The following is a 13328-nucleotide window of genomic DNA, read 5'->3' on the forward strand; positions in this document are numbered from 1 at the left end:
AATTTACAATTGCTTTAGGTATTTAGAGATCCAAGACTACGAATATATTCTTAACATGTCATGGGAAGAGTATGGTATGCGAATGATGGCTCTATCTCAACGATATGAAGATGATGAGTTCAAAATGTATTTTAACGCTTGGCTTCATCAAAGAGAGGTTGGCGCTATCCGAAAAGACAAATACATTTATCGTGATTTTAACGATTTTTATAAGAAAGAAAACTCTGACTCAAAAGCAGAGGTATTCGAAGAACTTAAAGCAAGAACCAGACGAATTCAACAACTGCAGAAAGGAGGTACCTAATGCAATCTTATTCAGTAGAAGCGATATTAACTGCTGTTGATAGAGGTTTTACATCAACAATGACTTCAGCTAATCGGAGTTTAGGTGACCTAATTCGGTCAACTACCACTTCAACGCAAGGCATGTCTAATATGACTAAATCTTTTATGCTAGGAAGCTTAGCTAGTAAAGCTATTTCCACTGGAGTCAGAATGATTAGTTCTTCTATGGGTGGAGCGGTCAGGCGTTTTGACACCTTGCAGAGCGCGTCTAAAGTATTTGAAAGTATGAAGTTTAGTTCGCAAGAAGCGCAAGGAGCGGTCGATTTCTTTGCTGAATCATTAGATGGACTACCGACAGGATTAGACCAAGCTATCAGAGGGACGCAATCTTTTGCTGGAGTAACTCAAGACTTAACGAAATCTTCTAAAGCTTGGGATGCTTTAAACAAAGCTGTATTAGGTTTCGGAGGAACAGCAGAAGAGGTTGACCGTGCGACAGATCAATTAACTAAATCTTTTGCTAAAGGAACAGTTGATGGAAATGCATTTCAATCGATGATCGCTAACGGATTAGGACCCGCACTTCAAGAAATGGCAAGACGAATGGGTCATAATAACATCGATGAACTTCAAGAAGCTTTTAAAGAAGGAACATACGACGCAAATGATTTCATGGATGCTTTAATTGACTTAGCGGAAAACGGGAGCGACTCATTAGAGTCTCTTACAGACATGGCATTCGCTCAAACCGAAGGTATCGGCACAGCGTGGATGTTAGTCGGAAGTCGTGTGACTCAGGGACTGACCTCAATGATTGAAGGGGTTGAATCTTTTCTTCAAAAACTTAACTTACCGTCTATTGTTCAAATGTTGGATAAGTTCTCTTATGGTGTCCGCGGAGCGATGAGAAGTGCAGGAAAGGCAATCGAAGAGCTGGGTGAAACTCTCAAACCACTAGAAAGTCAAATCAAGCAATTCTTTGATTTAAGTAATGTCAACCCAATGGCGTTAGTCACAGGATTCGCTCAAGTGGTCGGAGCAGTGATGGTTGCTGATACAGCAATTAATGCGATGGCTAAAGGATTAAATATGTGGGATCAATCCAAAAGTGTGGTTACGGGTGCCGTTGATGGTATCGGGGAAAGTTTCTACGGGCTAGGACGAAAAATAAAGGATATCCCTACGATGGTTAAAACAAGTTTTGACAAATTCGGAGCAAGTGTTAATGAGTTTGTCGGACACCTAGGACAAGCGTTCCCTATCGTTGGAACAGCGACTGAAAAAGTTAAGGGTCAATTTGATTCTTTAATGACAAAAGGACAGCAATTGAAAAATTCATCTATATCAATGACCAAAGGCATAGTTGCACCGTTCAATTCATTGGTTGAAAAAGGTAGTCATGTTATGAAAGCAATGGATATGATAAGTGGAGCTGTCGGAAATACAGCAATGAGCTTTGGTAGCATGGGGATGAAAATCACAACTATGACTGGTAAAGCAGTCGGTCAATTAGCTATGATGGGACTTCAATCCAGTGTGGTAGGTGCAGTTATTGGAGCGGCTTTATTAGGGGCAGGTTTAGCTTATCAACATTTTGGGCATCAGATAGACACAGTAGCACAGCTAGCGATTACTCAAGGACCTCAGATCATTAGTGGATTAGCTGACGGTATTATATCTGGAATACCTTCCTTGATGAGTGCCGGAGCAGAGGTGCTGGCGTTATTTGCGCAAGCATTTGTTGCGAATTTTCCGGTGATGGTTCAAAAAGGTGTGGAAATCATTCAAGCTTTAAATCAAGGACTAATGAGTAATATGGGAAGTTTGTTAAGTAGCGCGTTCCAAATTATTTCTACATTTGTCACTTCTATTGCTAGCGCTATCCCACAGTTGATTATCTCAGGAATGCAGTTGATTTTATCTCTAGTGCAAGGTGTCATGAGTGCTGTGCCAAATCTTTTGGCACAAGGTCATCAAGTCGTGCCACGTTTTATTCAAGGGGTTGTTTCAACCATTAGTTCGATCATAGCGGTGGGTGCACAAATTATCATGACATTGATCAATGGGGTGATGACTAACTTACCGCAGATATTATCGCTAGGAGTTCAAGCTGTCACAGGTTTTATCCAAGGCGCTATGCAAGTAGTGTTTCAATTAATGCAAGTGGGAATGCGAATTATCACTACGTTAGTACAAGGGATCACGGCTAATTTAGGAAATATCATAGCGGCAGCAGGACAGATTATCGCTCAATTAATTAGGGCTTTAGCTACGGCTATTCCTCAGTTTATTTCAATGGGTGCACAGTTCATTGCAAGCTTAGTAGTGGGACTATGGAATAACAGAGGAAGTATCCTTGAAGGAATCAGAAGTTTAGTCTCTGATATTAGTTCAGCATTACTTGAAGGGTTATCTGGATTGGGCGAGGAGGTTATATCTGCCTTAGTTGCTCCATTTGGAAAAGCCGGCGAGTGGATTCTCGAAAAAATGGGTCTTACTAAAATGGGCCTAAAACAAGAAACTGAAGAGATTAAGTTAAATACACAAACTGATTTTCAAGAGGCAGCTCAAGGTGCAGATGATGCCTTTGCAAATATGACCGCAGAAGAAATCATGGCAATGACAATGGCGAACCTTGGAATCGAAACCAGTGAAGGAACCAATAATATCCTTCAAGAGTTGGGGAGAGTTCCAGAAGGTTCGGACTTCTTTGCTCAATTCGGAGAACAAGCCATGTTCAATATGGATCAATTCGGCATAGGAGCTACTGACTCATCAGGACAAACGGCTCAAAGCATTTTAGATAATATGTCTAGAGTACCAGAAGGTGTTCCATACTTCGATGAACTAACTAATGGGGCAAACGCAGCGATTGCTGGAATGCAAGGAACTATTCCGCCGGATGTTTTAGCCATTGCGGATGGCGTAAATGCATCAGGACAACAAGTAGCTCAATCATCTATGCATTATGATCAGTTGAGTTCTCAAGCGCAAGCTTCTGTTTCAAATATGAGTTCACAGGTTACTTCTTCTTTCCAGCAACAAGGATCACAAGTCCAAAGCACAACACAAACAATGGGACAGAATGTTTCAACAAACTTCAGTCAAATGGCAACTCAAACAAGTCAGAAAATGACTCAAATGAATTCTGATGTAAAATCAAAGTTCACTACAATGCAACAAACTGCTCAAACAAGTATGCAACAAATTGTGTCAAACACTGCTTCTAGCATGAGCCAATTGCAATCGAATGTGTCATCAACGATGAGTGCAGTTGTTTCAAATATTCGTTCTAGTATGAGTAGTGCAGTAAGTGCGATGAACAGCGCTGCAGGCCAAGCTGCATCCGCTGGACGAAATATGGGAATGGGTTTTTATAACGGATTATCAAGTATGTCGGGAGCCATTATTGGTTTAGCACGAAGTATCGCCAATAGTGCAGCCGCTGCTATGCGCTCTGCCTTGAGTATTCATTCTCCTTCTCGAGTAACACATAAAATGGGTGAACAGACTGGGGAAGGGTATTACGATGGGCTTGATGATTGGAAACGACCTGTAACAAGAATGGCGACAGGGCTAGCCAACTCAGCAATAGATGGGTTATCCACAGTGCAAGACGACCTAAGTGGATTATTGAGGGGTGGATTGATAAATTCGCAACATCGTTTAACAATCAATCGTAATGAAAGTCCAGCACCAAGCTTTAACATTGAATTAAATATTGGTGGTTATGAGTTCAAGCGCTTTACTAGTCGCATTACCCAAGTACAAGAAAGTGAAGCGAGAATTCAAGGGGCGTATGGAGGTGCTTATTAATGTACGAATTTTCAAACTTTACAATGAAACCATCTACTAAACGAGCGCCTTCCGATAACATGGCGATCGAAGGCACTTACTTAAACGAACTAATTGACGGCTACCGACAGTTATCTGTTGGTGGTCGTTCTTTATTTTCACGAGATAACGAAGTAACCGACTTACCAAATGGCGGTGTGTGGGTAAATAACTCACGACTCCCTGCACGAATTATCACAGTGAAGTATCAATTAAAAGCAGATACAAGCGAATCATTAAGGCAAAAGTATTTGACACTCAACAGCTTTTTAAATGGGTTTGATGCGGATAACTTAGCGGAAATCCGTTTCGATGATGAAAACGAATGGTCATATTATGGACTGCTGAACGAAACACAACAAGACAAATTGGAAGATCGTTTAGCGTTGGTGTCGGAGTTTAATTTACTGATTCCACAACCGCATAAACAAAAAGACTTGCAATCAACAACGGGTCGGATCGATTTAAAGTACGTGGACAAAGTGAATCCAACATTGATTCAAATAAATCCAACTGGCACAGTGAATGAGATTGAAATCACGAACGGACACGGTGAACGAATCAAGCTCATCGGATCTTACACTCAAGGCTCACCTATCACGATTAAGTGGAATGACTATGATATTGAAATTATCTATCGCGAGCGAAATCACCTCATGGATTTAGCGTATTTATCATTCCCTGAGGAGTTTTACTTACGAGATGGTGATTCCGTCAGAGTCACTGGCGCAAGCTTGCAGAAGGTGGAATGGAGGGAGAAAGCACTATGATTTATCTATTCAATAACCAAGAAGAACTCATTAAAATTCTTCGAAAGGATGCAATCGTAGAGCTACTTCATATCACTGAACTAACGGATGAAAATTATGTATCTGACCGCTTAGAAGCAAGCGTAAAAGCCTTACCCGATGATTTGATCAGTGAGATTGAATACTTAGCGATACCAAGCGAAGAAGACTATAAGTTTCATTTATTCTTCTTAGCTAAATCAGAAACGAAAAATGATCTGACGTACTTAACAGGGGTGCAGTCAGCAATTGAAGAATTGCGGAAAAGCTTTCCGCCTGACAAACAAACGAGACCACGAGAGGTTGAAGCACGGTTTTATTTAGATTGGGCGTTAAGTAACACAAACTGGGACACAGGTTATGTGGCGGATAAACGACTATCCATTCACACTTATTACGACACGACCTTTGACGTGCTAAAAAAGGTTTGTTTAGCAACCCGGATGGAAATGGAGTTCTTTGCAGAAATCAACGATAACCGTATTGGTAACCGCTACATCGATTTTAGAAATCAAATCGGCGGTAATCATGGACGGCGTGTTGTTTATGGAATGAACGGGTTGGAAGTTATCCAAGAAGTTGAAAGCATGGAGTTATACACGGCGTTAATTGGACGCGGCAAAGGTGAAGAGGTATCCAGCGAAGAAGACAACGAAAGTGGTCAAGCAGGGTACGGACGTAAGATCACGTTCGCTGATGTCGTATGGTCAAAAGCCAAAGGTGATCCAGTCGACAAGCCAGCAGGTCAAGAGTACGTGGAATTGCCTGATGCTACCAAACAATACGGTATCAAATCGATCAAGGGTGGTAATCGTCCTAAAATTGGAATGATTGAATTCCAAGACGAAGAAGACCCAGAGATTTTATTAAAAATGACTTATGAGACCTTAAAAGACTACGCACGTCCACGAATGACGTTTAAAACAAGTGTGGTTTATCTACGGGGCGAGTTAGGTGATACCGTTCGAGTGGTAAGACCGGACCGCAACTTAGATTACTCTACACGGATCTTTAAGATCACGTATGACCGCTTAACAAACCGTGCGATTGAGATCGTTTTAGGTGATCAAATGAACTTGTCTGAGGGACGTAAGCGAGCGCAGTTAGAGTCGTCGATTACCAATGCAATCGACAAGCATATGGGTGGTATGATGGATCAAATTCTCAATGTGCTACCGAGCGCAAATGGTATGACCCGTAACTTTTACATGAGCGACGAACCGCAAAACCCACGTGTTGGGGATATTTGGTATAAACCAGATCCAACAGACGAGCGACATACGATTCTTTATATGTGGAACGGCGAAGCATGGGAAGAGATCGTTCGCTCGAAAGATTGGAACGTGGTTGAAGAAAAACTCAAAGAAATGGACGAGTTGGTTAAGGAGCACGATGCACTGATCAATAAGCGTCAAGAAGAACTTGATAAAGAGCTTGAAGAATTTCGTAAGTCGATGGACTTTGAAATTGAAAAGATTGTCATCAAAGAGATTGATACGTCTTTCAAAGATTTAAGGTCTCAAGTTGATGCGATTTCTGAAACAAGTCGAGTTAACGCTGAGATGATCGGAAATGATGGAATTACACGGTATAACAAAAACATTCTTAAAGGTGAGTTCAAACGGACGATAACGCTGGAAGATAAGATGACGACCATTGTTGCTAATGATGGAGGGTTTAAAAAAGGCGAAACCTACACGATTAGTTTTGAGTCGATTTGTCATTTAATCGAACAATACATGTTGATCTTTAAGTTAAGCGCGCCGTACGAATTACGACCGGTTGATATTACAGTAACGAATGACCGTAAAGGAATTGATCCGATCACTCAAACAACCGACCAAGAAACAACGGAAGTAGAAACTTATCAAGGAGCGCAAACGATTCAATTAGTCTCAGATTGGTATAAGACGATCGAACTTGCCAAAGAGATTACTGAACCTACCACGATCGAATTAGATTTAGAATATAAAGATTACGTGGAGAATGATTTGACAAGTGAAATAACCTTACAGTGGAACGACAACTACGAGTTATTAATTAAAGGTGGTGTATAAATTTGAAAGAAACAATTAACGCACGAATTACCGTCGCTCAAAAGACGGAAGATGAATGGTTAGAAAGTGACGTAGTTTTGCTGGCTGGTGAAATTGGCGTAGCCAGCGACACGCAAGTGATTAAGGTTGGTAATGGCGAAGATGTGTGGAAAGACCTTAAGAGTCATCAAGGTGAACAAGGCTTACAGGGGTTACGCGGTTTAACCGGTTCGACTGGTGCCAGAGGAGCGACTGGAGCCAAAGGAGATAAAGGGGAAGCTGGTTCGGTAATCTACCGTGATGTCAACTCACCCGAAGCACGAGTAGGGATTGACTACTTCTTATCGAGCGATGGTAGGTTAGGAAGAGTTTCGGAAATGAAAGACGGTAGAATTACTCGTTTTGAGAACATCATTCCCCTTAAAGGAGCCAAGGGAGACAAAGGAGATAAAGGTGACCCGTTACGCTTTGAAGACCTTACGCCTGAGCAGTTGAATCAAATTAAGGCGGCGGACGTTGACTTGTCTGACTACGTTACTAAAACAGAGTTGATGACCAAAGCTGATAAGAACCATAAGCATGCGATGAGTGATATCGACGAGTTGGATTTATCTTTTATAGAGCTTTACCAGAACTTGAATCATATATTGAATGAAATAAACAATCGTGCTGCTAAAGTTCACCAACACACCATTGCTGATATTAGTGGATTGAGTACGCAACTTAGTAACAAAGCTAGCTCAAACCATACCCACACGGTATTAGAAATCACAGGACTGCAAACAGAGTTGAATAACTTTGTCTCCACTTCTTTGTTTAACACGAATATCAACGACTTAGGTAGTCGTATTTCTGCATTGGAGAATAAGTCATCTGGACCAAATGTTGAAGTCGTCCCTTTCATGCCAAGCAACCCACGTTCAGACACATTGTACTTGGTTCGAGGGTGATCTAGATGAACAACATTGATTTTAGAAACACATCGGGTGTGTATTGGGGAGCGACAAAGATTAAGGAAGTGTACTACGGAGCGACCAAGTTGTGGGAAGAGGTGAAGATGATCGAAATCGCACCATTTCAATTAGGTGTCGGTAACATCATAACTAAAGGGACTAATGGTTGGGTTCTTTTCTCTTCGGTAGCGAGGTATATTCAATCCAAAGGAGTAAGTCCCGAACAAGTGAACAGAATCTATTCACCGAAAGGTGGGGGTCATACTTGGGATGTTATCATCACCCAAGAATTTAACGGCGAATACACCGTGAGAAGATCGGACGGTGGAGACGTCTATCAAATTGGTTTAAACGCCTCCCCTTTTTCGGATTCACCAAACAAATTCTTTTACGACTAGGAGGTGATTCCTATCAAGAAAATTAACATTGATGACCTTGAGTTTAAAGACGGTCGGTATGTCTACACTTTCACGGCAGACGAAGATATGGAATCGATCGACTTAGAGTCTTCCTGTTTTGGTGACACGACGATCAATTATCTACAAGTCGAAAAGAATCCAGACATGACTTACTTTGTGCCACCTGAAGTGTACGAAGGAAACATCTCGGGGATCTTCAAAGATTTAAAAGAACTTAATATTGAAATGACCGACACGGAGAATTCGGACCTTTGGGGACGGATTAAGATCAACGCTCAAGGCATGATTGAAGAGTGGCATAACGATGTCACAAGTGTTGAGATTGCTAAAACAGCCGATGGCATTGCCGGAAAGTTATCCACGCTAGATGATCGTCTAACAACTGAAATATCCATCTCCGCAAAAGGATTACAAACAAAAATCGAAGATGTAGAAAAAGGTTTAATCAGTCAATTAACTTCGACGGCTAGTCGTTTAGACAGTCGTATGAATGATACAAATGCCAATTACTCCAGACTAACTCAAACAGTCGCCGGTGTGGACACACAAGTTGGTAATTTGCGTAATGATATGAATAGTCAATTGACCATCTTGAAAAATCAAATCGCGAGTACAGTCACGGCGAGTGATGTTCGATCCATTATTCAACAAAGTTATGACTCAATCCGATTAGCCGTTGAGGATCGGTTGGACGGTAATAAACTTAAATCGGCGATCAACTTATCAACTAATGGCGTTTGAATTAAAGGTGATTTAATTCATTTAAATGGACGATCTTACATCGAGAACGGGGTTATTAGAGATGCTCATATCGGTAATTTATCCGCTTCAAAAATTAACACCGGAACCCTTAACGCTGCTAACGTTCGAATCATTAACTTGGATGTGAATAACTTAGTAGGTAACAAATCACAATTCATGCAATCACTTTGGCAGGCGGTCACAAAACAAGTACGAATCGACGGAACCGGAGTGTACGTGAACCGGTATGACGGAACGAGATCAACGAGATTGGATGATAACGGACTCCAAATTTATAACAAATATGGTGACTTAGCAGGGTACTTCAGAAGTAATGAACTTGTAGGATCAGGGATAGCATCGTTATCAATTAACGCCGAGCCTGGTAACGATATTCGACTGGGTATCCGAGAAGGAGACCATTACATGGTCGCACTTACCATCACAGCCAATGATAAACGCGTGATCATTCAGGACGATCTGCAGTTGGAAACCGGAAATATTAGGATAAGGGACAGTGGTAAAGTATTAAGACTAAACAGCGGTAGAGTGGGAGGGTTTACCGGAATTTTCATAACCAATGAATCTTATAACGGAGCAGGGTTATTTTTAGGCGATGCCGGCGCGATATTTATCCGGAATCTCAATGATACGTATAGTCGTCTCAACTAAGGAGGTAAACATTGAAATTAACATTATTAGAAATCAACACTATGAACGGAGCGGTAAAGGAACTGTTGGATGAGACACTTCCTACCGCTTTTGTCTTTAGATTAGTGAAGTTGCAAAATCAATTAACCGAACCTTTGCAGATCGCTTTAGAAACCATCCAAAAGAAAATGGGTGACGGGCTAACCGAAGAACAAGCGAACGTGGAGGTACTATCAGAAGAAGTGGAATTAGATATTGAAAAGATTCCATCTTCTTTATTCCCTGACGAAATCAAAGGGTCAATTATTCAACGATTGATCAACATTATTGATTTAGAAGGTGGTGACTAAATGAGCTTTAAAATTGTAAGCAAGTATCTGACCTACGGCGAAGATGACGAAGTTAGACATACTGTTGTGCAAATTGTGGAAGATTATCCTGATTATGTGACGATTCAACAACGACTGGACGGCGATCATGTCAATGAAGACGACGGAACGCTGATCGATAAAGTGTTGGATCTCTTCTATAAAAAGCAGTTCAAAGACAAGCATAATGAGTTGGAGAACATCCGACTCACTCAGCAATTGGAAGCAACACAACAAGCGGTTTTAGATTTAACAACGGCTTTATATCAAGAAAAAGAATAGGAGTGTTAGTACATGAATTTCAATTTAATCGCAAAAGTTGGTATCCGTGACCCTAAGAATTGGAAACAGATTTATAAGACAGAAGTAACCATTCAAAAGACTGACCCATTATCCACAATCACTCAAATTGTTGATGGGGATATCACGGGTTTATCTGACCGTGAAGTCATCGACAAAGCAATGATGGCGTTCTATCGTGAGAACTTCAAAGACAAAGCGAACCAAGAGATGTTAAAAGCGATGGAACAGAAGATTCAAGAAGTGGACGATAAGTTAATTGAAATGAATCTTTTAACCAGCGCAATGCAGGAAGGGCTTTTAGAACTTTTAGGTATGCAGCAAAACCAAGTAGAAGAAGTAACGAAGGAGGAGAAGTAATTATGGCATTCTTTTTAGCACTATCAATTACACAAGGCAAATTCACATACGACCGCGTTCCTTTACTATGGAAAGAAGACACAAAAAAAGAGCTAATCAAGTTAGGATACGAATTTGAAAAGGACGATGAAGAACCGACAAAGAAAGGTGATTAAGTGATTCAATATATATATGAAGAATACCGTCAGATGGTGCAAGATCCACTCGTGCTAATCTTCTTTACATGTATTATCGCTGACTTTATCACAGGACTAGCGAGTGCTTGGTATCAAAAAGAAATAGACAGTCGCGTGGGGATTAGGGGGACTTTACGGCATCTGATGATCGTAATTGTCTTGTTGCTGTTTTACCCTTACTTAGGCGTGTTTGATCTAACCGCTTTGGCTTATCCGTTCATTCTGACGTTCATCGCTCAATACGGGGTCTCAATCATCGAAAACTTAGCAGAGATGGACGTTGAAGTTCCAAGTGATTTAGCTAAACATCTGCAACGATTAAAACACAAAGAGGAGAAGGAAGACGATGACCACACTAAACTATAACGGCGCTACACTTAACTCAGATGCGTTAGTGCAAAAGGCGGTGGACTTAAATGTTCCCCCGTCTTTTTTAATTACCTTGTTGCATTATGAAGCCTTGTGGGGGACTTCAAATGTTGCAAAAACTGATAACAATTGGGCTGGAATCACATGGAGCGGTGAGGCGACTCGTCCTAGCGGGATTGTTGTATCGAAAGGTTCGAAACGTCCTGCCAACGAGGGAGGGTATTACAACCGCTATAAAAATGTTGCCGATTTCTTAACGGATTGGATCTATTTATTTAGGAAAGGGGGGATTTACAAAGTAGCAGATTCCACTACGTTTGAGGACGCAGTTAAAGGCATGTTCAAAGTAGGGGGCGCTAAATATGATTATGCAACAATGAATGTGGATAACTCGTTGCAACGTTACCAATTATACTTACAAGGTATGGTAGGAAGACGGCAAGCGATCAATCGTGCCAACGATGGTGCTTTAGATAAACTAGACAACAAAGGGAGTGTTAATGTGGTAAATGTACAAAGCGTATTAAACGAGGCTAGAAAATGGCTGGGTGTCACTAAATATTCAGTTAAACACAAACAAATTGTGGATGGGTACAACTCAGTTAGTCCACGTCCTGCTGGCTATGCGGTAACTTACAACGATGACTGGTGTGATACATTCGTGACCTTCGTTGCAGACCGTGCAGGGGCAAGCAACTTAATTGGACGTGAATGTGGGGTTGAACGACACAAAAATATCTTTAAGCAAAAAGGTATTTGGTTAGGCTTAGTCCGTCCACAACCAGGTGACATAGTCACGTTCCATTGGGGTGGCGCTCGTAATGGATTCGCTCACCACATCGGTTTTGTTGAATCCGTAGACGGTAACACAATTACAACCATCGAAGGAAATACCACTCAGGGTGGGGCATCGATTGTTGGGCGTAATAAATTCTTATGGAACAACGCTTATATCCAAGGCTACGCAAGACCAAAATACGGACAATCCAATACACCTGCACCAGCACCAAAGAAAAAAGAACAAGTCAAGAAACATTTGGTTGCATCCATTGATGACTTACGAGTGTTTAAGACAGAACGAGCAGACGCAAATAACATCTATGAGACATTGAAGAAAGGTCACGTACGTAACATCACTCAATTAGTGGATGATGGCACTTATCTATGGGCAGGCTATGCACCAAATCCTAATGGTTATGTAAGATGGACGACTGTTCAAACGTCCGACGGCAAGCGAGTATTCGCAGAACTGAAAGATGGCCACCTTGACCATAAAGGACTAACCATTGATCAATTAGAGTTAGCAGACAAACAGCCTGTGGATGGCGATGAAGTGAAGCTAAAAGACAATGAAATCTTAATCGATGGTGTTGTGTACGAAGTCGTTAAGAAAGAACAGAATTAAACACTTTGAAACAAAAAACAAACGGAGGGTTCAGTTCCTCCGTTATTTTTGTTTGTAGTTATTTAATATCGATAGTAACACTTGCATAATGATCTAGTATCTTTTGTGCCATGTCTAAAGAGATGTTAGCTACTTTTCTTTCTCCACGTTTTAAACGATTGATTTGTTCAGGACGCACACCGATATTTTGAGCGATAGCATAACCAGTTTCGCTTTTTAATATTTCAGAGATAGCGGTTATCAAGTTATTTGTCATGTTTATCTTCCTTAACGTTAATATATACTTGGGCTAAAATCAGCGTTAGAACGACAATGAGAAAAATCATTTCTGATGTTCGCATTTTAAAACCTCCTTTGATATAATTAACAACAGAAGAGGGCGGTACCCCTCCTCTGATGCCTTGCTTAGTTTTGTTCGAGCGAGGCTCTTTTTTCTTTATTCGATAGTTTCAACTCTTCTAACTGCTCTTTCAGTATCTCAATTTCAATCTCTGACTTTCTCCTCTCTAGTTTAGCTGTAGGGTTATAGTATTCAAAGAACTTTAGCACTAATCCTATAATCGCCGCATATAACGTGCCATCTAACAGTATATTTTTCATTACTTCACCTCTCTTTCACTATTTATATTATACCCCGATAGGT

General features: G+C 41.0%; 16 protein-coding genes. 14 read left to right on the forward strand and 2 right to left on the reverse strand.

Translation table 11 applies throughout. From position 1 onward, the window contains the following. Positions 1 to 55 precede the first annotated feature (55 nt). The 14 genes from BLR79_RS02780 (at position 56) to BLR79_RS02840 (ending at position 12685) form a co-directional block, all read left to right on the forward strand. Positions 56 to 304, forward strand: coding sequence for a hypothetical protein (locus BLR79_RS02780; RefSeq protein ID WP_143338763.1), 249 nt, complete (start codon positions 56 to 58; stop codon positions 302 to 304). Then, complete coding sequence (locus BLR79_RS02785) at positions 304 to 4101, forward strand: tape measure protein (RefSeq protein ID WP_092084641.1); 3798 nt, start codon at positions 304 to 306, stop codon at positions 4099 to 4101. The genes BLR79_RS02780 and BLR79_RS02785 overlap by 1 nt, the downstream gene beginning before the upstream one ends. Beyond that, the gene (locus BLR79_RS02790; protein ID WP_092084643.1) at positions 4101 to 4889 is read left to right on the forward strand and encodes a distal tail protein Dit; all 789 of its coding nucleotides are present in this window, start codon (positions 4101 to 4103) and stop codon (positions 4887 to 4889) included. The genes BLR79_RS02785 and BLR79_RS02790 overlap by 1 nt, the downstream gene beginning before the upstream one ends. Continuing rightward, positions 4886 to 6964 (forward strand): phage tail spike protein, encoded by a 2079-nt coding sequence (locus tag BLR79_RS02795; protein WP_159427571.1) that lies wholly within the window; start codon positions 4886 to 4888, stop codon positions 6962 to 6964. The genes BLR79_RS02790 and BLR79_RS02795 overlap by 4 nt, the downstream gene beginning before the upstream one ends. Positions 6965 to 6966: 2 nt before the next feature. Next, positions 6967 to 7893: a hyaluronate lyase N-terminal domain-containing protein gene (locus tag BLR79_RS02800; RefSeq protein WP_092084647.1), complete on the forward strand. Its 927-nt coding sequence runs from the start codon at positions 6967 to 6969 to the stop codon at positions 7891 to 7893. Between the two features lie 5 nt (positions 7894 to 7898). Next, entirely contained in the window at positions 7899 to 8294 is a 396-nt protein-coding gene (locus BLR79_RS02805) for a hypothetical protein (protein ID WP_092084648.1), read from the forward strand. A gap of 3 nt (positions 8295 to 8297) precedes the next feature. After that, positions 8298 to 9056, forward strand: a complete 759-nt coding sequence (locus BLR79_RS02810; protein ID WP_092084650.1) for a gp58-like family protein — start codon at positions 8298 to 8300, stop codon at positions 9054 to 9056. A 270-nt stretch (positions 9057 to 9326) separates the two neighbouring features. Further along, positions 9327 to 9728: a hypothetical protein gene (locus tag BLR79_RS09020; RefSeq protein WP_159427572.1), complete on the forward strand. Its 402-nt coding sequence runs from the start codon at positions 9327 to 9329 to the stop codon at positions 9726 to 9728. An 11-nt stretch (positions 9729 to 9739) separates the two neighbouring features. Beyond that, positions 9740 to 10057, forward strand: coding sequence for a hypothetical protein (locus BLR79_RS02820; protein WP_092084654.1), 318 nt, complete (start codon positions 9740 to 9742; stop codon positions 10055 to 10057). Then, positions 10058 to 10357 (forward strand): hypothetical protein, encoded by a 300-nt coding sequence (locus BLR79_RS02825; protein WP_092084655.1) that lies wholly within the window; start codon positions 10058 to 10060, stop codon positions 10355 to 10357. It abuts the gene before it with no gap. 12 nt (positions 10358 to 10369) lie between these two features. Further along, on the forward strand, positions 10370 to 10735 hold the full coding sequence (locus tag BLR79_RS02830) for a DUF1366 domain-containing protein (RefSeq protein ID WP_092084657.1): 366 nt from the start codon (positions 10370 to 10372) through the stop codon (positions 10733 to 10735). 2 nt (positions 10736 to 10737) lie between these two features. Next, entirely contained in the window at positions 10738 to 10890 is a 153-nt protein-coding gene (locus BLR79_RS09025) for a hypothetical protein (RefSeq protein WP_159427573.1), read from the forward strand. After that, positions 10891 to 11277, forward strand: coding sequence for a phage holin family protein (locus BLR79_RS02835; protein WP_092084659.1), 387 nt, complete (start codon positions 10891 to 10893; stop codon positions 11275 to 11277). It abuts the gene before it with no gap. Next, positions 11258 to 12685, forward strand: a complete 1428-nt coding sequence (locus BLR79_RS02840; protein WP_092084661.1) for a CHAP domain-containing protein — start codon at positions 11258 to 11260, stop codon at positions 12683 to 12685. Before BLR79_RS02835 ends, BLR79_RS02840 begins: the two co-directional genes overlap by 20 nt. Positions 12686 to 12743: 58 nt before the next feature. Here the strand turns inward: BLR79_RS02840 and BLR79_RS02845 are convergent, their stop codons facing one another. Then, positions 12744 to 12941: a hypothetical protein gene (locus BLR79_RS02845; protein WP_092084662.1), complete on the reverse strand. Its 198-nt coding sequence runs from the start codon at positions 12939 to 12941 to the stop codon at positions 12744 to 12746. 149 nt (positions 12942 to 13090) lie between these two features. After that, positions 13091 to 13285 (reverse strand): hypothetical protein, encoded by a 195-nt coding sequence (locus tag BLR79_RS02850; protein ID WP_092084664.1) that lies wholly within the window; start codon positions 13283 to 13285, stop codon positions 13091 to 13093. Between the last annotated feature and the right edge of the window lie 43 nt (positions 13286 to 13328).

Source organism: Dolosicoccus paucivorans, from assembly GCF_900100125.1.
GTDB classification, from domain to species: domain Bacteria; phylum Bacillota; class Bacilli; order Lactobacillales; family Aerococcaceae; genus Dolosicoccus; species Dolosicoccus paucivorans.

Coding starts and splice junctions, on each gene's coding strand:
- BLR79_RS02780 (WP_143338763.1), top strand. CDS start 56: ATGTCATGGGAAGAGTATGGTATGCGAATGATGGCTCTATCTCAACGA.
- BLR79_RS02785 (WP_092084641.1), top strand. CDS start 304: ATGCAATCTTATTCAGTAGAAGCGATATTAACTGCTGTTGATAGAGGT.
- BLR79_RS02790 (WP_092084643.1), top strand. CDS start 4,101: ATGTACGAATTTTCAAACTTTACAATGAAACCATCTACTAAACGAGCG.
- BLR79_RS02795 (WP_159427571.1), top strand. CDS start 4,886: ATGATTTATCTATTCAATAACCAAGAAGAACTCATTAAAATTCTTCGA.
- BLR79_RS02805 (WP_092084648.1), top strand. CDS start 7,899: ATGAACAACATTGATTTTAGAAACACATCGGGTGTGTATTGGGGAGCG.
- BLR79_RS02825 (WP_092084655.1), top strand. CDS start 10,058: ATGAGCTTTAAAATTGTAAGCAAGTATCTGACCTACGGCGAAGATGAC.
- BLR79_RS02830 (WP_092084657.1), top strand. CDS start 10,370: ATGAATTTCAATTTAATCGCAAAAGTTGGTATCCGTGACCCTAAGAAT.
- BLR79_RS09025 (WP_159427573.1), top strand. CDS start 10,738: ATGGCATTCTTTTTAGCACTATCAATTACACAAGGCAAATTCACATAC.
- BLR79_RS02840 (WP_092084661.1), top strand. CDS start 11,258: ATGACCACACTAAACTATAACGGCGCTACACTTAACTCAGATGCGTTA.
- BLR79_RS02845 (WP_092084662.1), bottom strand. CDS start 12,941: ATGACAAATAACTTGATAACCGCTATCTCTGAAATATTAAAAAGCGAA.
- BLR79_RS02850 (WP_092084664.1), bottom strand. CDS start 13,285: ATGAAAAATATACTGTTAGATGGCACGTTATATGCGGCGATTATAGGA.